Source organism: Peptococcaceae bacterium, assembly GCA_024655825.1.
Lineage (GTDB): Bacteria > Bacillota > Peptococcia > DRI-13 > PHAD01 > JANLFJ01.
Window position 1 is genome coordinate 1 of record JANLFJ010000025.1, and the last position, 23,926, is coordinate 23,926.

A 23,926-nucleotide genomic window follows, 5' to 3' on the forward strand; every position below is an offset into this window, starting at 1 on the left:
CAAAAATGTACCCGCACAAGGCGACAAACAGGACCATCCACATGTACCGCGTGATACGTTCTGATTCGGGTTTCATGCTTGCATTGGTTTGCAAGTCTGACATAATTTTCCTCCTCCTTTTTTAATAAAATGCGCTTCCTGTTAAAGGGGTTTAATCATAAATTATCTCAATAGGCATCACCTCCTTATTTTTAGGGCACCTTCTTCCCTTTGAAATTACATCATGGTCAGTCCCCCGCTGATGCTGAGGGTCTGGCCGGTGATATAGGAAGCCTCGTCGCTGGCGAAGAAGACCACTCCCGCCGCAATGTCCTCGGGTACTGCCAGGCGCCCGAAGGGTATGGCTTTGAGCAGGGCTTCGGCCAGCTTGGGCCTTTCTTCCTTCATTTCCGCAAAAAGCGGCGTATCGGCGGGACCGGGGCAGATGCAGTTCACGTTTATCTGCGCCCTGGCGCCCTCGCGGGCCAGCGACTTGGTAAAGGCAATAATGGCTCCCTTGGTTCCCGCATAGACTGTTTCCCCGGAGGAACCGGCGCGTCCGGCGTCGGAGGCGATGTTGATGATTTTACCATACTTGCGCTCCAGGAAGTATTTCCAGACGGCATGGCAGCAGTTCACGTTGCCCCGGTAATTGATGGCAATGATCTTGTCCCAGACGTCCTCAGTGGAATCGGCAAACGGGCCGAACTTATCCCAGCCGGCGTTGTTGACCAGGATGTCGATCTGTCCCCACCTTTCCAGGACATCTTTAACCATGGCGCAGGCCTGGTCGTATTTGGTCACGTCAAGCTTATAGGGCATGGCCTGGCCGCCTGAGGCCTCGATTTCCGCGGCTGCCTTTTTGGCCCCTTCAAAATTGAGGTCAGCCACCACCACCCTTGCCCCTTCCCGGGCCATTCTCTTAACGATACCCAGTCCAAGACCGCTTGCCGATCCTGTAACAATGGCTACCTTGTCTTTAAGTCTCATCTTGATCACCTCTTTATTATTTGTCTTGAAATTATTAATCTACCTGTCCTGGAATTTTGCTTCCCTTTTTTCCAAAAAAGCGGAAATGCCTTCCCTGCCGTCTGCGGATTCGAAGCACCCCGTAAACAGCCTTGCTTCGTAAAACAACCCCTCCTCGAGGTTGGAGCCAGCCGACAGCACGGCTTTCTTGATGTGGGACAGGGCGATCATGCTCTTGGCAGCCAGCTGCCCGGCCAGTTCCAGGGCGGCCTCCAGGACTTTCTCCTTCGGCACGACCCTGTTCACCAGGCCGATGCGGAAGGCCTCTTCCGCCTTTAAGTTGTCGCCCGACCAGATCAATTCCATTGCCCTGGCCTTGCCGATAATTTGAGGAAGCCGCTGCGTCCCGCCGAAGCCTGGAATAAGGCCGAGCTTTACTTCCGGCAGCCCGAACCTGGCGTTTTCACCGGCTATGCGAATATCGCAGGCAATGGCCAGCTCGCAGCCCCCGCCCAGGGCATAGCCGTTCACCGCGGCTATATAAGGTTTGGAGCTTTCGGCAATCCGGCCGAAAACCCTCTGCCCCTCCCGGACAAACTCCTGGGCCTGGGAAGGGGACATCCCCTGGAGGGCGGCGATGTCCGCCCCCGCCACGAACGCCTTGTCGCCCGCCCCGGTGATGACCACCACCTTGATTTCTTTATCCTTTTCCAGGGCGGCGATCAACTCGTCAAGCTCCTTGATCACGCCGGCATTCAAAGCGTTGAGGACTTCGGGACGGTTTACGGTGAGAAGCCCGACCCTCCCTTTCTTTTCCAGTTTTAGTGCTCCCATAACAACACCGCCTTCACCAAAATACGGACATTCAAATGAAATTTATTTCTTAATCCCCGCCAGCTCTTCCGCCAGCTTTTTCTTCTGGTCAAGGTTGGCCAGCCTGGTAATCATAACTTTCATGGCCTGCGGCGAACCGGCGCCGTGCATGGACTCCAGCTGAGCGGTCCCGCCGGTGAGGCTTTCCAGCAGGCGGACCATCCTCATTCTGTTTTCGGTAGGCACCTCGGCAACCCCCTGGTAGTACTTGCGGATCTTCGGTCCAATCTCAGGGTTCTTGAGGTCGTGTTCGGAGGGCATGGTCGCCAGGATTCCCCCGGCGATGTCATGAGCCAGGCGGCCGATTTCATAAATGTAGCGGGTAACGTTGAGCTTTACTGTATTTGCCAGCATGTTGTTCACAAAGCAGCCGCCCGAGGGCAAAGTAACGCCTTCCGCAGAGCAGGCGATGGCCCCGCAGTACAGGGTTTCGTTAAGATGGACCATTTCCGAAAGCTTATCCCGGATATGGGCGGCACTGGTCGTCCCGTTGTAATCGGCGATAGCCTTGGCCGCCCCGATGATGACATCTGCCACCCCGGCCTTGCACCCGCCGTAGTTGGGCCGGTGGAACGAAGCGAACCGCTCGACCATCATACCGGCAAACTCCGTTTCGCCGAACAGGAAGACCCTCTCCCAGGGAACAAATACATCCTCCAGGATGGTCAGGGCTTCGCCGCCGACCATGCCGTACCTGGCATTGCCCAGGTCGATGTCGGCGTCCTTTTCAAAATACCTGCGCGCATCGTTGGTCTGCCGGCCGAAAACGTGGGTGACACCCGGCGCGTCCACCGGAACGGCGCAGCTCACCGCGTAATCCTTGTCTTCCGGGCCCATGGCCGTGGTGGGCATGATGATGAACTCATGGGCGTTGACTATGCCTGTCTGCTGCAGTTTGGCCCCTCTTATCACGATCCCGTCCTTGTTTTTGCTGACCACGCGTACGAAAAGGTCGGGGTCTTTTTGCTGGCTGGGCTTCAACATCCGGTTGCCTTTGGAGTCGGTCATCACACCGGCCGGGATGATGTCGTTTTCCTGCACGTATTTGAGATACTCTTTGAACCGCTGGTGGTACTCCGTCCCGTGGGCCTGGTCAACCTCGTAGGTCGTGTTGTACACCGAATTCATGGCGTCAAAGCCGGCGCAGCGCTGGAAACAGCTGGCCGTTTTCTGGGCGATCATCCTGAGCATCTTGACCTTGACCACCAGGTCGTTCGTGTTCTGGTGGATATGGGTGAACCTGTTGATGGGCTTCCCCGTCAGGTGGGATTTGGCAACCATCAAGTCCTTGTAAAGCGGGTCATGCGCCAGGTCATAGGTCAGGGCGGCGCTGTTGATGTGGGGCTTGACCAGGGGATGGTCCACCACGGAATCCACCTTTTCTCCCATGATGTAGACATTCGGTTTCAGCCTGCGGAGAGATTCAACATATTCCGCACCAGTTTTCATCTTTTTTCCTCCTTCGTTTTACTTGTCTTGCTGGTAAATATAGAACCCTCTTCCCGTTTTCTTGCCGAGATAGCCCGCCCGCACCAGCTTTCTTAACAGCGGGCAGGGACGGTACTTGTCGTCGCCCAGGTCGCGGTGAAGGGTTTCCATAATCGCCAGGAGCACGTCCAACCCTATATAGTCCCCCATGGCCAGCGGTCCCAGGTGCATGCCGGAGACAGGTTTAAGGACGGCGTCAATGTCTTCGGCGCTGGCAACTCCTTCCATCAGGACAAAGGCCGCCTCGTTGATCAGCGGCATCAATATGCGGTTTAAAACATAGCCCGGTGATTCGTTGACAACGATGGGTTTTTTGCCTAGCGACCTGGCAAATTCAAGCGCTTCCGCAAAAACCTCCTCGCTGGTGGTCGCCGCTTTTACAACCTCCAGAACCGGCATAGCGGGAGGAGGGTTAAAGAAGTGCAGGCCGAAAAACCGGTCTGGACGTCTTGTGCACGCGGCCATTTCGGTCGGACTGAGGGCTGAAGTGTTGGTGGCAAACTTCGTTTGAGGACCGCAGAGTTCATCAAGTTTGGCGAACACCTTTCTTTTGATTTCGCGGTCCTCCTGGACCGATTCGATGACCCAGTCGGCACCGGCCAGCACTGCAAAATCGGTAACGCCTTTTATTCTCCCCAGCAGGACCCTCTCTTCCTCTTCGCTCATTTTCCCTTTCTTGACCGCCTTGTCAAAGTCCGCCTTGATTTGGCCGGTGCTGTTCCCTAGCAGTTCTTTGGCCTCGGAGGTCTTCCCTTCGGCAACCTTGAGAAAAACCCGGTACGGAAGGAGCAGCACCTCGTGCCCGGCCATGGCCGCGACTTCGGCCACCCCGGAACCCATGGTCCCGGATCCCATGACCACAACCTTTGCCATCTTGTCGCCTCCTGTTCGTTTTTTTAATATTTAAACATTGTCACGATCATGTTTTCCCGCCGGCGGGCTTCCGGCCTAATCCTTAGGGATAAACAGCCTTCTCGAACACTTTCAGGTCATGCCCCGGCAGAATGTAATCGGATAGTTCCTCGATCCTCTTCATGGTCCGGTAATAGTCGAAAAGATTAACATGGATGCCCGAGACGATGCGTTTCAGGTGGCTGGCATGAGGGTTGCCCGTCCAGTTTTCGTACTGCGGCAGGGTGTCTCCGGCAATCATGCATTTACCTGCCTCCGTGTTTACGAGAACGCCCTGAAAACCTGGGGTGTGTCCGGGCAGGAATATTAAGTCTATACCCGGCAGGAGATTATAGTCGCCTTCAACGGCCACCATCCTCTCCATGCTCTTCAGCCACTGGGGATACATACCGATCTGGTAAGACTCGTAATACACATAATGGGGCGGCAGCGGGCTGATGGCATACTCCAGCTCCTTTTGCTGCACATAAATCTTGGCCTTGGTGAAAAGGGCGTTGTTGAAACAGTGGTCCCAGTGGAGGTGGGTGTCAACCACGAAATCTATGTCTTCGGGCCTTACCCCAAGCTTCTTTAAAGCGTTGAGCGGTTTTTGGTCCTCGCTTTGCTTGATGGGATGGTGGTATTTCCTGGCCCACTCTTCGTCGCTCCCGCCGGTGTCCACCAGCACCAGCTTGTCTTTCCCCTTGACCAGGAAAGCGGTAAGCGGGGCAATAATCTTGACGCCCGCATCGACCTGGTAAGTGAAGTTTGATTTCTCGGCAGCCTGAAACTCACCCGTGTTGATGGGTATTACCTGGTATTTTTCCATTTTCTACCCTCGCCTTCTTTTATATTTCGACACATTTCGACATATTTCGGATAAAACGTGTCTTTCTCCTGCCTCCTGGCCAAAAAAAAGGGCAGCTAATTTCTGGATGCGACAAGGTCGACAAGCTCGCTGAGGCCAGGCAGGCCAGGCAGGTTCTTAAGCAAGGCAACCGACTTTTCTATTTTCTCCTGTGGAAGGGCTAACCGCGCACAGTCCCTGTACTTGTCAAACAGTTCCTCCTCGGTCAGGGGATTGCCGGGATCGCCCTTGGCATCCACCACTTTTTTGCTGTACGTTTTGCCGTTCTTCAGCTTCACTTTCACCTCGGTGTCCCAGGTGCCCCTGAAATAGGCGACCTTGGCCATTTCCGGGTCGACGTGCATGGCCACTTTTTCCATTGCTTCCCGGACCTGCGGTTCCCGCACCTTGCTGTCGACAAAATGCTCCAGTTTCACTTCCCGTTCCAGCAGGGCAAGGGCCACGCAGAAATTCATGCTGAACTTTCCTTCCAGCCCCGTTCGGGGCCGGGGATAAATCAGGATATCGTTGGCCACGGGCTGCACTCCACACTCAATGGATTCCACTTCCTGTGGTTTCAGGTCGTATTCCCTGGCCAAAAAGAGCATGGCGTCTATCCCGTTGTGTGTGCCTTTGCAGGAAGGATACGGCTTGATCGACAGTCCGGGGGATTCAAATTCGAAAGGACTGCCTATCGTGTCCACGATGCGCTCAAGGTCGTATTTCTCCGTGGTCACCTTGGCAAACCCCGCCTCTCCCTCAAAGGCGCGAGGCGAGGCGGTAAACCCCTGCCCGGCCAGCAAAGCGGCCATCAGCCCTTTTGCCGCCGCTCTCCCGGCATGAAAGGACTTGGTCATGGTGCCGAAATTTATTTTCAGTCCCGAGGCCTCGCTGGCGGCTATGCCCAAAGCATTGGCCATCTGTTCCCTGTTCAGGCCTATTATTTTGCCCGCCGCCGCGGCGGCGCCAAATATGCCCAGGGTGCTCGTCGTATGCCAGCCCCTGCTGTAATGGCTGGGGTTGAAGCCCCGGCTGATGGCGCAGGCCACCTCAACCCCTATAATATAGGCCTCCAGCGCTTTTCCCCCGGTGATCCCGGCCTCTTCGCCCACGGCCAGCACGGCAGGGAGCACCACGACGCTCGGGTGCCCGGTCATGCTTGAACTTACGTCATCGTAATCTAAAACGTGGGCGGAAACCCCGTTAACCAGGGCAGCATGGTAGGGGGAATTCTTTCTTCCGCGGCCAATAATTGTTGAAACAGGGTCACCGCCCATCGTTTGCACATAATTACAGGCTATCTCCACGGCAGGCTCTTGCGACCCCGCCAGCATGCAGCCCAGGCAGTCGACAAAGAAGTCCCTGGCTTTTTCCCGGACAAGCGGCTTGATTTTATCCAGCGAGGTCCCGCATACAAAATCCGCCAGTCTTTCCGTAAACAGCATTGCTGATTACCTCCCCTTTTTCACCCTGCCGGCCCGCAAGCGGGCCTACCAGGCTGCATCCGCCGTCGTTTAAAACATCTCCACCAGTTTTTTGATATTATCCAGTTTTTCCAACTCCATAACGGCCTGGTAAACATCATCCGCTTTCTTTTGCGGCCAGGTCAAAGAAGTCAGGGACCGGTATTTCTGGAGCAGGTCGTCCTTTGTAGCCGGCCTTTCCGGGTGCCCCTTCGGGTAAACGTGCATCTTCTCGTACTTTTTGCCGTCTTTGGTCACAACCACGGCACGGGTCACCAGGCCACGGGGATATTTTTTGTTGAATTCCGGGTTCGGCTCGATAAACGTCTTGTTCATCACTTCCCGGAAATCCGGATCATTTAGTGTTTCCTCCGTAAAGTCGCCGAGGGTGACCTGCCTCCTGTTCACCGCTGAGGCCACGCAGAAGGGAATGCTCAACCTGGCTGCCAGCACGCTTTCCGGGTTATAGGTGATCCCCTGCCCTTTGGCCAGTTCTGTAATACTCAGGTTTATCGCCTTGATGTCGTCTTTTTTCAGGTCGTTCTCCCTGACGATGTCCAGGACCGCCTCAATCCCGGTATGGCTGCAGTGGATGGTGGGATAGAGTTTTACCGCGTCCTGCATGATCAAATACTCCTTGCCCAGCCCTTTTGTCAGTTCGCCGACCTGCGGAGAGGCGGACATGGCATTGCAAAAACCTGTTTCATACTCCAAAAGTCCCTTAGGCCCGTTGGCGCCCTTTTTGATAATCATGGCGGCCATCACGCCCCGCATTGCCGCCCAGCCGGGATGCAGGCTCTTGGAAAAGTCGCCCTTGTCGATACAGTACCTGAAGCCTGCCGCCTGGTCCACCCCCAGGCCAATGGCTTGTTCGGCCTCTTCTTCATTTAGTTCCATGAGCCTGGCGGCGGCGGCGGATGCGGCGATGGTGCCGGCCGTGGCGGTGGGATGCCAGTATTTGTAGTGTGTTCTGCCCGTGCCGTTCACGGAGTTGCCGGCACGCGCCCCCACGTCGAAACCGAGGATAAAAGCCGCCAAGGCCTCTTTCCCCGTGGCTCCCGTTTTTTCAGCCAGGGCCAATGTTGCCCCTAAAAGGCCGGCCCCCAGGTGCGATACTGAATCAAGGTGAGTATCGTCAAAATCTACCGTGTGCACCATGGTGGCATTGGCCAGGGCCGCATTGAGGACCGAGGTCTTAAATCCGTCAAACCAGACCGTCGCCTCCGGCTTGCCTTCCAGTTCCTTGACAAGTTCAATGATCCAGCGGCACTCTTCAGGGGCGACGGTGTAACCGGCCACCGCGCAAGAAAGGGTGTCGAGCATCACCTCTTTGGCGCGGGTGATGACCTCCGCCGGAATATCTTCGTACCTGGTTCGGCTGACTAACGAGGCCAGCGCAGCGCTTGGATTCATGGTTATCACTCCCTGTCGCGTTTATCACCCTAAAGAACGCTGTTCTTCACCCAAACATATCCTTCCATGATGCGGCGCGCCGTCCTGTCATAAGCCGCACGCTGCAGTTTGACCCCTTCAGGCGTGATTTCAGCCTTGGCCTCAACTTCAATCACGCCGCCCGGATGACCGATCCTGAGAAGCGTCTTCTTCTTCGCTTCGCCGGACAAGAGGTCGTAAACAATGGTGCCGGGTATTCTGGCCGCTGCTCCCGTGCAGACGGTCCCCGTGCCGGGGTAAGTCTTGTGCATGCGCAGCATGAAGAGAAGGCGAGAAACAATATCCGCGTCGGAAGCGTTTACCGTTTCGCCTGTTAAGAAAGACTTGTACGCGGCCGGCTTGCTGACAATAGCGAAAAACGGTATATACGGGCTCTTTTTCGTCGCTTCTTCCAGTGTTTTGGCCAGGCCGATCTTGATGGTAGCCGTGCCGCGGATGGCCTCGATCTTTTTCATCAGTTCCTTGTCGGCCTCGATCTCGGCGGGCGTCTCGGTACCTACCATCCCCAGGCTTTTTGCTTCGATGAATACCAGGGGGTTGGCGGCGTCGACTATTGAGACTTCAAATTTGCCGTACCCGGCCACATCCAGGACATCCTTGGAATTACCGGTGGGCAGGAGTTTCCCGGTAATTGCCCCGGCGGAATCGGAAAAGTCAAGCATGATCTTGGCCCCGGTTCCGGGTACCCCGTCGATCCTGTGGGTGCCCTCGACGGCGGCTTTCCCGCCCACTACCGGGACATCAGCAATAATGATGCTGTTGGTGTTGGTCTGGTGGATGCGCACCTTGGTGACAGGCTCCTTCGCTTCCACCATACCCTCGTCGATGGCGAAAGGCCCGACTCCTGCCGAGATATTGCCGCAGTTCCCGCCGAAGTCGACAAAGTCGGTCTCGAAGCTGACCTGCGCGAAGGTGTAGTCCACGTCAGCGTCCGGCCGGGTCGGCGGCCCGATAATGGCTAGCTTGCTCGTCAGGACGTCCGCGCCGCCCAGGCCGTCGATCTGCCTCAAGTCGGGGCTGCCGAAGATCGCCCTGATCACCTTATCCCTTTTTTCGGGATCGGCCGGAAGCTCGTTCCTCTTGATGAAGATTCCCTTGCTCGTTCCTCCCCGGTGGATTACCACCCGGTAAGGCGTCATCTGTGGATGCATAATCTTCCCTCCCATTCCTTAATAGTCTTTACCTTTTAAAACCCGTTCTTTTTTCCAACTGCCGAACAAGCCCTCCCGCCTCGATCAGTTCCAGGATCGGGCCGGGGAGGACGGACCCGCGGTACTCGCTGTTTTGGGTAATATTTTTAATAATCCCTGTCAGGGGATAAATCTCCAGTTCGTCCCCATCGTTAACCTGCGCCGCTGCCGTCGATTCGATCACCGGCAGCCCAATATTTATGGCGTTGCGGTAGAAGATGCGGGCAAAAAATTCGGCCACCACCGCACCCACACCGGCGTGTTTCAAAGCTATGGGCGCCGTCTCCCTGCTGGAACCGGATCCAAAATTTTTTCCCGCCACGATGATATCCCCGGGGCGCATCTTTTTGGGGAAATCGGGATCCACCCCCTCCATGGCGTGGGCCGCCATGTCCGCATAAGAAAGCTCCATGTACTGGGCAGGCGAGATCAGGTCCGTATTGATATTGTCGCCGTATTTGTGCACTCGCCCCCTGATGATGTATTCTTCCATTTTAAAATCCCCCTTTACAGGTAACGGCGCGGGTCGGCGATCCGCCCTTCCAGCGCCGAGGCGGCTACCGTGGCGGGCGAAGCCAGGTAAACCTGAGCCTCTTGGCTGCCCATCCTGCCGTTGAAATTGCGGTTGGTTGAAGAAATGCAGCACTCTCCGGCACCCAAAACCCCGGAATGTACACCCAAGCAGGCCCCGCAGCTCGGCGCCAGGATCACCGCTCCCGCTTCCACCAGCGTGTCAAGGATACCCGCCTTGGAAGCTTTCAGCCAGACATCCTGCGAAGCCGGGCTTACCAGCAGGCGGCAGTAAGGCGCCACCTTTTTACCCCGCAGTATTTCCGCGGCCACCTCCAGGTCGTTCAAACGGCCGCCTGTGCAGGACCCCAAGTAAGCCTGGTCTATTTTTATCCCTGATACAGCATCGACCGGTTTTACGTTATCCACTTCGTGGGGACAAGCCACCATCGGAGCGAGCTCGCCCGCATCGTAATACATTTCGCTGGCGTAAACGGCGTCCGGGTCGCTGGCAATCTCCCGGCTGTAATCTCTCTTTCCAATGGACTCCAGGTACTCAAAAACTTTTTCATCCGGTTCGATCATGCCTGTTTTGGCACCCGCCTCCACCGCCATATTGGTGATGCACATTCGCTCGTCAAGCGGCAACCTGCGGACGGCGTTACCGCTAAATTCCATCACCTTGTAGGTAGCCCCGGCATGGCCGATGTCTCCGATGCTTTTCAGGATCATGTCTTTGGCCATCACGCCCCTGCCGGGAACGCCGTTCCAGACGAATTTCATCGTTTCCGGGACCCGTAGCCATATTTCACCCGTGATGAGCACACCGAGCATTTCGGTTGAACCTATGCCGGTGCCGAAACACCCGAAAGCCCCGGCCGTGCAGGTGTGAGAATCGGTCCCCACCAGCAGTGTGCCGGGCAAGGCGAATCCGTTTTCCGCCAGCACCTGGTGGCACGGTCCCCGCCCCTCAAAGAAGTTTTTTATCCCGTATTCGCGCGCCCAGTTCCTGGTAAACGCGAGTATATCGGCTTGCTTGACGTTGGCAGCCGGCGAATAATGGTCAGATATTATCACGACCCTGTCCTTGTCCCAGATGGAAGCTCCCAGCCTTTTCATCTCGGCGGCTATTTCCACCCTGGGACCGAGGATGTCGTCCATCATGGCGCAGTCCACCCCGGCCACGACTATATCGCCCGCCGAAACTTCCCTTTTCCCCGCTTTCTTTGCCAGTATCTTTTCAGCTATGGTTTTTCCCACTAGCGGCTCACCTCATTTTGCTTTTGACAAGCCAGGTTTTTATCAGCACAACATTACGCAATTTATTTTAAGATGCAAAAATTATGCCATACTGAAAACCCATCCCTTTTGCGGGATATGTAAAAAAGGGCGTGTTTCAGCAGCCCTTTCTCACCTTAAAAATGAAACATTTTTTAATCTCTTTTAGGAAATGTTAGCGCTCCTCCACAGGGTCGTCCGGCTTATACCGAGTTTTTCGGCTATTTTCGCCTTCTGGCGGGGAAAAATGGATTCCAGCTTATCAACGAGCGCCGGGGAAAGGTCCTTTCCCTTCTTGTCCGGCCGGTAATTGTACTGCCTGACAATATCATCAAACAGCCTGTCTTCTTCTATCGATGAAATAACCATTTCCCTGATCACATCGTCGTTCAGGGCGTCCATGCTTTTATTCTTGAAAAACAGGCTGAACCTCTCCGCCACGTTTTGCAGTTCCCTGATGTTCCCGGGCCAGGAATAGGAAGTCAAAACCTGCCCGGCGCATTCGGCGATGTTATCGGTAAAATATTTCACGTTAAAATACTTTTTCAAGAAATGCATGAACAGGTCGACGATATCCTCCTTGCGCTGCCGCAGGGGAGGGATGGTCAGGTGAAAAACGTTCAGCCGGTAATAAAGGTCGTCGCGGAAATCGTGCGGTATCTTGTCCTCGATCCTGATGTTTGTAGCGGCAATAATCCTTACATCCACAGGTATGACCCGGTCCCCGCCCACTTTCATTACTTCTTTTTCCTGCAAAACCCGCAGCAGCCGCGCCTGCAGGCCCCGCGAGATTTCCCCGATTTCGTCGAGAAAGATGGTCCCTTCATGGGCTATCTCAAAAAGCCCTGTCTTGCCGCCTTTACGGCTGCCGGTGAACGCACCCTCTTCGTACCCGAACAGTTCGCTCTCCAGCAGGTTTTCAGGCAGAGCGGCGCAGTTGATGGCCACGAAAGGCCTGTTTTGCCGGGCGCTGTAATTGTGAATGCTCTGGGCAAAAAGCTCTTTGCCCACGCCCGTTTCCCCGTAAATGAGGATGTTGGAATTGGTTTTGGCGTACAGCTTGGCTTTTTCCACTTCTTCCCGCAGTATTTTTGACTTGCCGATGATGTTGGCGAAAGTGGCCTTGGCGGTGAACCCCTTTTGCTTGGTAAGCAGGCGAATTGCCTGCTCGGTTTTCTGGATTTCGGACACCTTCTGGAAAGTCGCCACGGTCCCCACAACCGAACTGTTGATTTCAATGGGCACTTTGTTGACCACAATTTCAATACCGTTTACGTTTTCCACCGCTCCGATCACAGGGTTGACAGATCCACCGCTGCAGTCCATGCTTATTTCCGGAAGGACTTCGGAAACCGGCTGTCCCAGGACTTTGCCGGCATTCACTCCCAGGATTTTTTCGGCGCTAGGATTGTAAATTATTACGCAGCCGGATGAGTCAGTGGCAATCACTCCGCCTTGCGAGAAGTCGAGTATGGCTTCCATGGTCTTCGTGCGCTCTTTTTCCTTGCGCAGGGCAAGGGCCATTTGCTTGGCCTCCTTGATGGCGCTGATAATCGTTTCTTCTCCGGGATAAATCAAGATACTGGGAATATGCAGCGACTCCGCTATTTCATTGGAAAGGCTTGCTCCGACTACCACGTCAATCCCCGCGGCCTTAAGCCGCTCCTCAAGTTCGGCGCGTTCCCGGAAAACTATGGGCACCGCTTCCACACCCGTAATCTTTTTTAGCTTCGGCAGGTTGCAGAAAATCGGTTTTTGGTAGCTGACCATTGCAATCTTCTCACCCATGGCCTTGGCCTTCAGTACCGCCTCGATATAGTCGACGGCGGTCAGCTGGATTTTGACCACAGGATACTGGTGAGCCCGAACAACGGCGGCATTGGCCCCTCCTCCCACGAAAACCTCGATGCCGTCCTCGTAAGCCTGCTTTACCTTGGCCAGCAGGGTTTCCATCAGGCCTTCAAAAATGGTCACCTCCAAATCCGGGTCGTTTATCTTTTCGATGGCATCGCGAGTTAGATTGTTCAGCAAGCCATAAGTCAAACAACCGATCCGCACTTTCCTCATCAAACCGCCCCCCCGTTATAAAATATTTATTTGGATTCAGTGTTTATATTTTAAATTGCTAATTTTTACTCTATTTTTATCTTCTTTCGATTGCCGTCCTTTATTATTATACAATTTTTCTCCCCGCTTTGTACGATTGAGAAAAAATTAACTTAGTTTCACCTCGCCGGTTTTTTTTTAAAATTAAACATTATCCCCGGCAAGGTTTACGTTGGAAATATTGAAAACAGGCTTTTTCTCCAAATGGCACAAATATTGCATTATATATTTTTTATAGCAAAAATTTTCAACAGGTGGTGCATTTAATATGGAAAAAACAACAACAAAGCTCCGCAAGCTGCTGGCCAGGGATAAAATCCTTGTTGCTCCAGGCACCCATGACGTCCTCACGGCAAAGATCATCGAAAAAGAGGGGTTTGAGGCCGTTTACATGACTGGTTACGGCACATCGGCAAGCGTCCTTGGCCAGCCGGACGTAGGTCTTTTAACCATGACGGAAATGGTGCAACGGGCTTCCAACATTGCGGAAGCGATAACCGTGCCCCTTATCGCCGACGGCGATACCGGCTACGGCAACGCCGTCAACGTGGCCCGGACAGTGCGGGAGTACGAAAAAGCGGGAGTAGCCTGCATCCAACTGGAAGACCAGGTGGCTCCCAAAAAGTGCGGCCACATGATGGGCCGGCAGATCATTTCGGCGGAAGAAATGGTGGGCAAGATCAAGGCCGCCTGCGACGCCAGGAGAGACCCTGATTTTATGATCATGGCCAGGACGGACGCCCGGACCAACTACGGCATCGAAGAAGCCCTCGAAAGAGGTAAACTATACGAGGAAGCTGGGGCGGATATCCTCTTCATCGAGTCGCCGGAATCAATCGAGGAGATGAAGATGATCACAAAAAGCTTCAAGGTTCCGGTGCTGGCCAACATGCTGGAACACGGCAGGACGCCTCTCCTTTCGGCCAAGGAACTGGAGGAGATCGGCTATGACCTGGTCATCTTCTGCGTGGCTTCCACCTACGTGGCGGCCAAAGCCGTCACCGACCTGATGCGGACGCTGAAAAAGGAAGGCACGACCAAAAATTACCTGGATAAAATGATCACCTTTGAAGACTTCAATAAGCTGATCGGTCTCCCTGAAATAAGGAAAATGGAACAAAAGTACGCCACCGGCCGGAACATCGACGCCCCCGAAGGGCGCTGACGCTCATAAGAATTTTAGCACAAAAAGCAAAGCGGCCCACCATTGTTGGGCCGCTCCGTTTTTTGTGCTGGTTACCGTTTCAAGGAAAACACCGCTGTCCCGTCCTTTGCCGTTTTTTTAACCTTACCCCTGTCAAGAAGGTATTTCAGGTGCGCCATGGCCTCACCCGCCGCAAACCATTTCTGGGCCAAGGGGAATTGTTCCCAGGAGCGGAAAGTGAGGTCCCAGGACATGCAGCTGGCTACTTCATAAGCGCTCATCTCCCCATCCCGCAGGATGGCGAGGATCTCGTCCAGCCTTGTTTGATGGTGGGCCTTCAGCTCGGCGATCCTTTTCCGGCAGCCGGCGAGCAATCTCCGGTGGCCCGGCAAGACCAGGTCAATCTCCATCCCGCTCACCTTATCCAGGCTTTTCAGGTAATCGCCTAGCGAATCGAGGTTTTCCTCCCACAAGGAAATGTTGGGCGTGATGTCGTCAAGGATATGATCGCCGGAAAACAGTATTTTTTGTCCGGCTTCGTAAAGGCACATGTGCTGCGGGGTATGGCCGGGCGTTTGCACGCAGGTGAACACATAGTCTCCCACCGCGATCTCATCGCCGTCGGCGACATGTGCAAAGTTCACTTTTTTCTCCGCACCGTACCTGTTGCCGGGATGGTCTTTCAGGGCCTCCTCCAGGTGGGCGGCGGAGAAACCGTGCAGGCGAAACAGCGAACCGATGTTCTGCCAGTACGCCCTCTGCCTCATTTTGTCGATCAACTCCGCGTCCGCCCTGCTGCAATACACGCGCGAACCGCCGCCGGCTAAAGAGGCCAGAAGACCATAGTGATCGGCATGGCAATGCGTGATAAAAAACTCTGTTTCACTCAAGTCTACCTGAAGTTCTCGCAGACCTTCCAGCAGGTATTCCCTGCATTCCGGCCTGTTAAAACCGCTGTCCACCAGGAGGTTTTTACCGCGGCCCCTGATCAGGTATGAATTCAGATACTTCAAAGGATTGCCCGGAAGCGGGACTTCAATCCTGTATATTCCTGCAGCCACTTCTTGAACCAACGAAAACACCTCGCTAATTAATAAAATTTCGCCAGAATTTTAGATTTGCTTTTCAAGTTATTCCGCACTTCATGGGCAAGTTCCTCTTTTTAAAGCAAAATATTTATTTCAAGTTTTGGTCGACAATTGCCCGCAGGCTGTCGCTTTTCAAGAGCCAGCGTCCCGCCAGCCCGTTACGCGCTACGGCAATTTCGCCAGACCTTGTTCTTTTTCCGCTTTCTCCAGGGTAGTACAGGGAAAGCTGGAGCCGGTAGACCTTGCAGTCAGCCCCGGCTTCTTTTTCGAGGAGAGAGAGTTTATCTATCGCCATGCGGGGAAGTCTTCCCAGCATTTTTTGTCCCACCAGCCAGTAACTTGCCTCCGAATCGTCCAGTCCCAAGGAGGCTATTCCTGCATCGTCCTGGTCGAAAGCCGTAAAGACCAGCCAGACAGCCTGTTCTGGTCCGGCTTGGAGGAACGGTTTTTCCGGCTGGCCGGCGGCCTTCCAAACCATCATCTGGTGTGCCGTGTCCACCTTTCCACTCGCGTGTGTGCGGCTGTTTAGGAAATGGACGCAAAAATGCCCCGGAAAGTCGTTCCCCCTGATTTTTCCGGCGCCGTGAGGCATCCCGTTGATGGAAGCGGCTATTCGCCGGAACCCGGCTTCCAGCACCACAGCCCGCCGCTGCCAGCTCCACCTGTCGCCGTAAATTCCCCTCAGGACCCGCGTGTCCTCTGCCGTTAACGGCTGCACATCGGCATGGTAAGTCCCTCCTCTCCTCTGTACCTGGAACCTTTTCCCCGTATCCACATCTGTGAGATAAGCGGAGACATACACTGGGAAGAGCGTTTTCGCTTCTTCCCATGATAGGGCTTCGCCGTAGAGCCTGCTGCCTTTGCTGTCCTGGTTTCTCTCCCAGCCCGGCTCGTTTTTGCCGGAAAGGGAAAAAAACCGCCAGGCCGCAGCCAGCAAAACAAGTGTGAAAATAAATTTCGTCATTTTTCGTTTCAAGGTCAAACACCAACTCAACTTTCACGTTCTTTATTATTATTTGATATGAGAAACAGCCTGTCACCATGTCTAAAACATCGTGCTATAATAGCAAGGAAAGGAGGAGATTTTTTGAAATACAGGCTGTTCTCAATCGCTGCCGCCCTGTTCTTTCTGCTGGTTTCGCCTTGCTTCACTGCGGCAGCCGCTGCACCCCTGGCAGAGAAATACAAAGGAGAAGGCTTTTCTTTTTCCCTCCCGGCAAACTACCGCCCGGACGAACCGCCAAGCGGCGACGGCACTTTTTTTGCTTTTTCCAGCCCTTACAGCACTTTAAAGGTGTTCGTCCAGGAGTTAAGCAGCCGGGTACGGGCCGAAACATACATTGAATACAGCAACCGGCAGCTTTACCTGGGCAAAGCTGGTTTCAGCCTGCGGCAAAAGCAAAACAAAACGGTGAACGGATACCGAACGACGGCCCTGGTCTATTCCCGGCCGCCGCTTGCCTCCCTGGGCAATGACCGCAATTATTACCGGGAGGTCCATGTCACCGGCAAACGTAAAAACATGGTGGTTACTTTCTGGGCCAAGGCGTCGCAGGATTATTACCTTTTACTGGAAAAGGACCTTGAACTGGCGGTCCAAAGCTTCCTGGAAAGCACCAAACCCCTGCCCGGCAAAGCGCCGGCACGAACCGCCTTAGTCTCGCCGCATATCCGGTACACCGGGAAAAAAGTCACCCTGGAAATACCTCCCGGCGAGGTTGTCTGGGGCAGGTTCTGTCCCGGCGTGCCTTTTAACGCGGATTCTTACGACAGGATGCTGGACAGCGAAGTTCGCCTTAACCATAAATTCGAATTCCTTATGACGTACTGCAGATTTCCCGACAATAAACCCTTCCCCGCGGAAGCCATTGAAAATGTCTACCGGGACGGGCGCGTGCTCATGCTGACGCTGCAGCCGTTTGACGGTAAGACGGACTGGGTTGCCATCCCGGAAATTATAGACGGAAAATATGACGCGATAATAAAAGAGTGGGCCGAAGGCTTGAAAAAAATCGGGGAACCCGTCTTCATCAGGCCGCTTAATGAAATGAACGGCGACTGGGACCCCTGGTGCGCCTGGTTTTATGGGAAGGACACCGATTTGTACGTCCTGGCCTGGCGGCACATCGTCGATATTTTCAAGGAAACGGGAACAAGCAACGCCCTCTTCGTCTGGAATCCACACGACCGCTCTTATCCTGACTTTGAGTGGAACGACCCTCAACGGTACTATTCCGGGAGACGCTTATGTCGATTGGATCGGCCTGACCGGCTACAACAACGGAACAAGCCATCCTGCGGATACCTGGCGTGAATTTGACGAAATCTACCAGCCGCTTTATGCCGACTACCTGGAGCATTACCCCGGCAAGCCCTTTATGATTACGGAATTCAGCTGCAACGAGACGGGGGGCGACAAGGCCCACTGGATTGAAAAGTGTATGGCTTCCCTGATCAAAAACTACCCTAATATTAAAATAGCCACGTGGTTTGACAGCCGGGACAACGCCTGGTTCTACCAGCTTAATTCTTCGCCCGAAGCCTTCGCCGCCTTCAAAAAAGGGCTCCAGGACGGCGGCTGGCTGAAGCAGGCTGTTTTCATAAATGAAATCCCCCACTTCAGCGAGAGTAATTCCAGTCAGCTTCCGCCCCCAGGACCTGGAAAACAAAACTGACCGGCACCGCCGTCCTGCTTTTGCTGTTGAGACGCAGGATTTATCAATAAATAGTCGAATATGGTATGGTGTGAAAATAATTTCACACCAGAAAAGGACGTGAAGACGGTGCCGTTTAATGTCACGATCAGGGTCCGTTTGATTATTATCCTTCTTTTTGCCGTTACGCTGCCCATCATCATTGCCGGGTACTTTATGACCAACCAGGCCGAAGCAGCCCTCCTCAATGAAAAAAAGGCCAAGCTTTTCGGTTATGCCCGCCTGCTGGAAAAGCACCTTGACGGGACATACAATGATATTTTGGCTCAAAAAGGGGCGCTGAATAAAGACCGGCTGACCAAGATAAAAATACTCAACGAGGCCCTGCGCGAATACACTGACGAGGTGGCCCTCACCCACCCTGGATTGGGCATCGGCTACTACTCAAAGGAACTGGACGCCATCCTCACTTACGGGCCGGAGAAAGAATTCGCCCACACCATCGGCCAGTCGATTTTCCCTGGCCACCAGGGCTATACCGTCATGGAAACCGGAAAAGAAATGGTCCAGATCGGCAAGCTGGTGCGCGGCCCGATCATGAACTGCATGGTTCCCATTATCAGGGAAGGCGAAATTATCGGGTATATCTGGTCAAACGAGCTGCTCGCCGATATTGAAGCCCAGATCGGCGCGATGGATAAGAAAGTCCACGAGACCATCATCGTCGGTCTTTTTTGCGCGCTTATACTTTCCTATTTCCTGACCGGCACGATTGCCAGGGATGTGGAAAAAATCAAGGAAGGAATTAAAAACCTGCATAAGGACATGTCCTATCGTTTTCCCCCCTTGCGCGGCGAATTTGGCGAAATAGCAAAAGCAATCAATGAAATGTCCGAAGCCCTCACCAACATGAAGCAGCACACGGAGAACATCGCGGCAAGCACCCCGAACGGCCTGGTAACCCTGGACAGGCAAGGGCTGGTCACCATTTTCAACCTGGCCGCGGAACGCATGACCGGGATACCGGCCAGGGAGGCTATCGACAACCACTACCGCCATGTGTTCCACGACTGGCCGGAAATCATCAACATCCTTGATAATGCTTTCCGGGGAGAACTGTACCAGAATAACGAACTGTCAATAAAAGTAAACGAGCGCCAGCTGCCTGTTTTGCTCACTACCTCGGCCCTTTTGAGCGCCAGGGATGAGCAGATGGGCATCCTGGTCATCCTGCGGGACCTTACCGACACAAAAAAACTGGAAGAACAGGTCAGGCGCGCAGACAGGCTGGCCGTTACCGGGGAACTGGCCGCTGGTGTGGCTCACGAAGTGAGAAACCCCCTTACGGCTATTACCGGCTACCTGCAGCTCCTGGCAATCGACTTTGACCACAACGACCCCCGCCATGAATTCACCCGCATCATCAGCAAGGAAATCGACCGCTTGAATCACCTCATCGACCAGCTGCTCTATTATTCCCGCCCACTGCCGCCGCAGTTTTTGAGCGCCGACCTCAACAGGGTCATCGAGGAAACCCTGCTGCTGATCAACAACCCCGCCATCCGTAAAAACGTGACCATCAAAACCAAGCTTACCCCCGGCCTGCCTCCCGTCAAAATCGACCTGTTCCAGTTCAAACAGGTCCTGATCAACATTATTCTCAACGGCATCCAGGCCATCAAAGACACCGGCACGGTCACCCTGCGGACTTCGTACAAGCCCCCTTCATCATTTGTCTGCCTGCAGGTTGAGGATACCGGCTGCGGCATCCCGCCTGAGCACATCCCCCGCCTTTTCGACCCGTTCTTTACGACCAAGGAAAAAGGAACCGGCCTGGGATTGGCGGTCGCCGACAAGATCATGGAAATCCATCACGGTTATATCGAGGTGGAAAGCCAGGCCGGCAAAGGCACCGTGTTTTCAATTTACCTGCCGGCCAAAGCGGAGGTGCCAAACCATGATTAACAACCCTTCTTATACCATACTCGTGGCCGACGATGAACCCAATGTCCGTTCGCTGTTAAGCAGCCTGTTAAAAAAAGAGGGGTACAAGGTTATTACGGCCGGCGGCGGGCAGGAGGCGCTGGACCTTTTCCGCCGGTTTTCGCCGGACCTGATCCTTCTCGACGTGAGGATGCCGGGAATGGACGGCCTGGAAACCTTTAAAGCCATCCGTGAAGAAAACGAGACCGTCCTGGTCATCATGATGACCGCTTACGGCACGATCGAAACCGCTGTCTTGGCCATGAAAATGGGGGCTTTCGATTACCTGACCAAGCCGTTCAATTTGGATGAAATCAAAGTGGTCATCAGCAAGGCCCTGGAGGTGCGCAATCTCAGCACGCAGCTCGTGGCGCTGCGCCAGGAATTACTGGGCAAGTACAGCCTGGGCAGCATCGTTTTCAACAGCGCGGCCATGAAAGAAATACTTCAGGTGGCCGGCATCGTCAGCAAGAACGACACCACCGTGCTGCTGAGGGGAGAAAGCGGTACCGGCAAAGACTTGCTGGCGCATTATATACATGCCAGCGGCCCGCGCGCCCAGGGGCCATTCGTCAAAATCAACTGCGGAGCCTTGCCCGAACAGCTGGTGGAAAGCGAACTGTTCGGCTATGAAAAAGGGGCTTTCACCGGGGCGACCGCGCGCAAGCCGGGGAAAATCGAACTGGCCCAGGGCGGGACCCTTTTTCTTGACGAGATCGGAGAAATCAGCCCGGCCGTGCAGGTCAAACTCCTGCGCGTTCTTCAGGACAGGGAATTTGAACGGCTCGGCAGCACGGAAACGCTGAAGACAGACGCGCGCATCATCGCCGCCACCAACAAGAATCTGGAGGAAGCCATGGCGCGCAAAGAATTCCGTGAAGACCTCTTTTACCGGCTCAACGTCATTCCCATACATATACCTCCCTTACGGGAAAGGAAAGAAGACATACCCCGCCTTGTCGAATACTTCGTCCAGCGCTTTTGCCTTGAACTGAACCGCCCGGTAATACCGGTGAGCGAGGAAACGATGGCCGTCCTAAAGTCTTACCACTGGCCGGGCAATATCAGGGAACTGGAAAACACCATCGAACGCGCGGTAATCCTGGCCGCCGGCAAAAAAATCACTCCCCAGGTCCTGCCGCAGAACATTTACAAGTACAAGAACAGCCCGCCCGAAGTACTGCCTTCACCGGGGGAACGTTCCTTAAAAGACGTGATGGCGGACATCGAAAAACAGATCATCAGGAAAGTGCTGGAGGAAACGGGCGGCAACCGCTCCCGGGCCGCCGAAAGGCTGAGGATAAGCCGCCGGGCCTTGTATTACAAGCTTGTCGAGTACGGGCTGTCAGAGGAAGAGTGATGCAAATAACTTCTCGTGGAAACGGCCGGAGTGTGCAAATAAATGCGCACTCCGGCCGTCTTTTATACCGTTTTATCAAGGTAATGTTCCCTTTTTCCCCGGCATTCAGCGGCTGAGCGCTTCATGCCCGGCGCGGCGACCGCCTTGGCACGGTTATTGCAATTACAAGCGGCGAAATTCAAATTTTAAGGAGGTCGAACAACAATAATGATCAAAAAACTGACAAGAGCCTGTGTCGTAATGGTCCAGCGTTACCTGCCAGACCCTTACCTGTTTGCCGTAATCCTAACCTTCCTGGTCTTCATTATGGGTCTGGTCATCGCCGGCAAGACTCCCCTGCAGATGGTCCTGCACTGGGGCGACGGCTTCTGGAGCCTGCTTGCCTTCTCCATGCAGATGGCCCTCGTCCTGGTCACGGGGCATACCCTGGCCAGCAGTCCCCCCTTCAAAAAGCTCCTGAGCGCCATTGCCGGCGCGATGAAAAACCCAGGGCAGGCCGTCATGACCACCACCCTGGTCGCGCTGGTCGCAGCCTGGATTAACTGGGGCTTCGGCCTGGTTATCGGAGCGCTGCTGGCAAAAGAAATGGCCAGGAAAGTCAAGGGCATAGACTACCCGATGATCATCGCCTGCGGCTACATCGGCTTTTTAATCTGGCACGCCGGTTTTTCCGGTTCGGTACCCCTCACCATTGCCACCAAGGGGCATTTCCTGGAAAAGACGATCGGCATCATCCCCACTTCCGAAACCATCTTCGCCATGTTCAACGTGGTGCCGGTCATCATTCTGCTGGTGACCCTGCCCATCCTGTGCAAGTTCATGATGCCCGATGAAGACAAAATAATCGCTATCGACCCCGCCCTCCTGGCTGGCGTTGAACCGGCAGCCGCCGTCCAGAAAGCCGCCCTCACCCCGGCCGACAAAATTGAGAACAGCGCCGTTATCTCCTGGCTGACCGGTCTGATGGGCCTCGTCTACATCGCCTGGTATTTCGCCACCAAGGGCTTCAGCCTCAACCTTGACATCGTCAACTTCATCTTCCTCTTCCTGGCCATCATCTTTCACGGCACCCCCCGCAGGTTCCTCAACGCCCTGGCTGAGGCGGCCAAGGGCACGGCCGGCATCATCCTCCAGTTCCCCTTTTACGCCGGCATCATGGGGATGATGACCAAATCCGGCCTGGCCGCCATTATTTCCCAGTGGTTTGTAAACATCTCTACCCCTCTCACATACCCACTCTTCACCTTCCTCAGCGCGGGGATAGTCAACCTCTTCGTTCCTTCCGGCGGCGGGCAGTGGGCGGTCCAAGCCCCCATCATGGTTCCTGCCGGTATTGACCTCGGCGTTTCCACCGCCAAAACCGCCATGGCGGTGGCCTGGGGAGACGCCTGGACCAACATGATCCAGCCGTTCTGGGCACTGCCCGCCCTGGGCATTGCCGGTCTTGGCGCCCGCGACATCATGGGCTACTGCGTGGTGGCCATGCTGTTCAGCGGGATTATAATCGGGCTTTGCCTGATGTTCCTCTAAACAAGGCCGGCCAGCAAGGCCTTGCCGCGGCCATCCGGCTTGATCCGCAAAATAAAACATTCGACAGGCAGGCCCTGGAACTGAAAAACTCCAGGGCCTGCCGTTCTTTAAGGTTATGCCTGCAGAGCAATCAATACTGCAGGTGAAAAAACTTCGCCTTAATACTGCCTTCTTTAACCGCCAGAAGCGCGGCGCTTACCGGCAGGGTAAACCTTACCGGCCCGGCGCTGCCGGGATTCAGGTAGAGGACGTCGTCTTTTCGCATTTCCGCCGGCTGGTGGGAATGACCGTAGATGACGGCCCCGAATCCCGCAGCCGCAGGGTTTATCTCCAGCCTGGCCAGGTTATGCAATACGTATAACAGCAGCCCGTCGCCCGCATCGACCACTTCGGTTTCCTGAAATTTGAGCGCCCACCAGCCCCTGTCGCAGTTGCCCCTGACAGCAACCACCGGAGCGAGGCGCTCCAGTTTTTCGATGACCTCTTCGCCGCCGATGTCGCCGGCATGTATGATCAGGTCCGCTTCCTTGAATAAATCCAGCACGCCGGGCCGGACAAGCCCGTGCGTGTCGGAAATGACCCCCAGCACTTTCTCTCCAGCCATTCCCCATACGGCCCCTTTCCTTGCTTGAGCAGCTTGAGCAATTACGGACGTTCAAGTAAAAATCACCGCGGGAACCTGCCTACCCGCTTCCAGACCCAGCGGTGCAGGCTGTGGGGAAAGCGCACCGGCTCCAAAAACATTAAGATGCACTGGCCATAAACGCAGTTGATGCCTTTTTCTCTACAAAAACGGACCGTTCTCTCCGATTCAGCCCCCTGCTGCAGCCAGACATTTTTTATCCCGGCCGCATATGCTTCCCGCACAATCTCTTCGGCCGCAGCCGGCGGCACAACCGCCACCAGCCCGTCAACAGGTTCGGGAAGTTCCCTGATACCGGCATAGCAGCGGTCGCCCTCCACGCTTTCCGCATTCGGGTTGACGGCAAATACCCGGTAGCCTCTGGCCTTGAGCTCCCGGTAAACCAGGCTGCCGAACTTTTTTTTGTTCCGCGAAACACCAATTACGGCCAGCTTTCGCTGGCTCAAGAATTTATTAACCGCCGCTTTGCTTGCCACGG

Annotated in this window: 22 protein-coding genes; 7 read left to right on the plus strand and 15 right to left on the minus strand. The window is 54.7% G+C overall.

Going from position 1 to position 23,926, the window contains the following annotated elements:
* Positions 1 to 216: 216 nt before the first annotated feature.
* From NUV48_10215 to NUV48_10265, 11 genes are all read right to left on the minus strand, one after another.
* Positions 217 to 969: a 3-oxoacyl-ACP reductase FabG gene (locus tag NUV48_10215; protein ID MCR4442512.1), complete on the minus strand. Its 753-nt coding sequence runs from the start codon at positions 967 to 969 to the stop codon at positions 217 to 219.
* Between the two features lie 39 nt (positions 970 to 1,008).
* Entirely contained in the window at positions 1,009 to 1,782 is a 774-nt protein-coding gene (locus NUV48_10220; GenBank protein MCR4442513.1) for an enoyl-CoA hydratase-related protein, read from the minus strand.
* Between the two features lie 42 nt (positions 1,783 to 1,824).
* Positions 1,825 to 3,270 (minus strand): 4-hydroxyphenylacetate 3-hydroxylase family protein, encoded by a 1,446-nt coding sequence (locus tag NUV48_10225; protein ID MCR4442514.1) that lies wholly within the window; start codon positions 3,268 to 3,270, stop codon positions 1,825 to 1,827.
* Positions 3,271 to 3,288: 18 nt separating this feature from the next.
* The gene (locus tag NUV48_10230) at positions 3,289 to 4,182 is read right to left on the minus strand and encodes a 3-hydroxyacyl-CoA dehydrogenase NAD-binding domain-containing protein (protein MCR4442515.1); all 894 of its coding nucleotides are present in this window, start codon (positions 4,180 to 4,182) and stop codon (positions 3,289 to 3,291) included.
* Positions 4,183 to 4,264: 82 nt separating this feature from the next.
* Entirely contained in the window at positions 4,265 to 5,029 is a 765-nt protein-coding gene (locus tag NUV48_10235; GenBank protein ID MCR4442516.1) for an N-acyl homoserine lactonase family protein, read from the minus strand.
* Between the two features lie 95 nt (positions 5,030 to 5,124).
* Positions 5,125 to 6,492, minus strand: a complete 1,368-nt coding sequence (locus NUV48_10240) for an MmgE/PrpD family protein (GenBank protein MCR4442517.1) — start codon at positions 6,490 to 6,492, stop codon at positions 5,125 to 5,127.
* 69 nt (positions 6,493 to 6,561) lie between these two features.
* Entirely contained in the window at positions 6,562 to 7,923 is a 1,362-nt protein-coding gene (locus NUV48_10245; GenBank protein ID MCR4442518.1) for an MmgE/PrpD family protein, read from the minus strand.
* 29 nt (positions 7,924 to 7,952) lie between these two features.
* Entirely contained in the window at positions 7,953 to 9,113 is a 1,161-nt protein-coding gene (locus NUV48_10250; GenBank protein ID MCR4442519.1) for a proline racemase family protein, read from the minus strand.
* 28 nt (positions 9,114 to 9,141) lie between these two features.
* Positions 9,142 to 9,645 (minus strand): 3-isopropylmalate dehydratase small subunit, encoded by a 504-nt coding sequence (locus tag NUV48_10255; protein MCR4442520.1) that lies wholly within the window; start codon positions 9,643 to 9,645, stop codon positions 9,142 to 9,144.
* 14 nt (positions 9,646 to 9,659) lie between these two features.
* Positions 9,660 to 10,922, minus strand: coding sequence for a 3-isopropylmalate dehydratase large subunit (locus tag NUV48_10260; GenBank protein ID MCR4442521.1), 1,263 nt, complete (start codon positions 10,920 to 10,922; stop codon positions 9,660 to 9,662).
* Between the two features lie 183 nt (positions 10,923 to 11,105).
* The gene (locus NUV48_10265; protein ID MCR4442522.1) at positions 11,106 to 13,007 is read right to left on the minus strand and encodes a sigma 54-interacting transcriptional regulator; all 1,902 of its coding nucleotides are present in this window, start codon (positions 13,005 to 13,007) and stop codon (positions 11,106 to 11,108) included.
* A gap of 307 nt (positions 13,008 to 13,314) precedes the next feature.
* Between NUV48_10265 and NUV48_10270 the strand changes: the two genes are divergently transcribed.
* Entirely contained in the window at positions 13,315 to 14,211 is an 897-nt protein-coding gene (locus NUV48_10270; protein MCR4442523.1) for an oxaloacetate decarboxylase, read from the plus strand.
* Positions 14,212 to 14,282: 71 nt separating this feature from the next.
* Here the strand turns inward: NUV48_10270 and NUV48_10275 are convergent, their stop codons facing one another.
* Both NUV48_10275 and NUV48_10280 read right to left on the minus strand, forming a co-directional pair.
* Positions 14,283 to 15,263 (minus strand): MBL fold metallo-hydrolase, encoded by a 981-nt coding sequence (locus tag NUV48_10275; protein MCR4442524.1) that lies wholly within the window; start codon positions 15,261 to 15,263, stop codon positions 14,283 to 14,285.
* 103 nt (positions 15,264 to 15,366) lie between these two features.
* On the minus strand, positions 15,367 to 16,254 hold the full coding sequence (locus NUV48_10280) for a hypothetical protein (GenBank protein ID MCR4442525.1): 888 nt from the start codon (positions 16,252 to 16,254) through the stop codon (positions 15,367 to 15,369).
* A 111-nt stretch (positions 16,255 to 16,365) separates the two neighbouring features.
* Here NUV48_10280 and NUV48_10285 point away from each other — a divergent pair, with 111 nt between their 5' ends.
* The 6 genes from NUV48_10285 to NUV48_10310 all read left to right on the plus strand — a co-directional run bounded on the left by NUV48_10285 (position 16,366) and on the right by NUV48_10310 (position 22,951).
* Positions 16,366 to 17,592, plus strand: coding sequence for a glycoside hydrolase family 26 protein (locus tag NUV48_10285; protein MCR4442526.1), 1,227 nt, complete (start codon positions 16,366 to 16,368; stop codon positions 17,590 to 17,592).
* Positions 17,483 to 17,953 (plus strand): hypothetical protein, encoded by a 471-nt coding sequence (locus NUV48_10290; protein MCR4442527.1) that lies wholly within the window; start codon positions 17,483 to 17,485, stop codon positions 17,951 to 17,953. Before NUV48_10285 ends, NUV48_10290 begins: the two co-directional genes overlap by 110 nt.
* A gap of 108 nt (positions 17,954 to 18,061) precedes the next feature.
* Positions 18,062 to 19,897, plus strand: coding sequence for a two-component system sensor histidine kinase AtoS (gene atoS / locus NUV48_10295; protein ID MCR4442528.1), 1,836 nt, complete (start codon positions 18,062 to 18,064; stop codon positions 19,895 to 19,897).
* The gene (locus NUV48_10300; protein ID MCR4442529.1) at positions 19,890 to 21,275 is read left to right on the plus strand and encodes a sigma-54 dependent transcriptional regulator; all 1,386 of its coding nucleotides are present in this window, start codon (positions 19,890 to 19,892) and stop codon (positions 21,273 to 21,275) included. The genes atoS and NUV48_10300 overlap by 8 nt, the downstream gene beginning before the upstream one ends.
* 207 nt (positions 21,276 to 21,482) lie before the next feature.
* Positions 21,483 to 22,805, plus strand: a complete 1,323-nt coding sequence (locus tag NUV48_10305) for a short-chain fatty acid transporter (GenBank protein ID MCR4442530.1) — start codon at positions 21,483 to 21,485, stop codon at positions 22,803 to 22,805.
* Positions 22,787 to 22,951: a hypothetical protein gene (locus tag NUV48_10310; protein ID MCR4442531.1), complete on the plus strand. Its 165-nt coding sequence runs from the start codon at positions 22,787 to 22,789 to the stop codon at positions 22,949 to 22,951. Before NUV48_10305 ends, NUV48_10310 begins: the two co-directional genes overlap by 19 nt.
* Here NUV48_10310 and NUV48_10315 read toward each other — a convergent pair.
* Together NUV48_10315 and NUV48_10320 are read right to left on the minus strand one after the other, a co-directional pair.
* Positions 22,936 to 23,409, minus strand: a complete 474-nt coding sequence (locus tag NUV48_10315) for a metallophosphatase family protein (protein ID MCR4442532.1) — start codon at positions 23,407 to 23,409, stop codon at positions 22,936 to 22,938. The genes NUV48_10310 and NUV48_10315 overlap by 16 nt on opposite strands.
* Before the next feature lie 62 nt (positions 23,410 to 23,471).
* Complete coding sequence (locus NUV48_10320; GenBank protein MCR4442533.1) at positions 23,472 to 23,924, minus strand: CoA-binding protein; 453 nt, start codon at positions 23,922 to 23,924, stop codon at positions 23,472 to 23,474.
* Positions 23,925 to 23,926 lie beyond the last annotated feature (2 nt).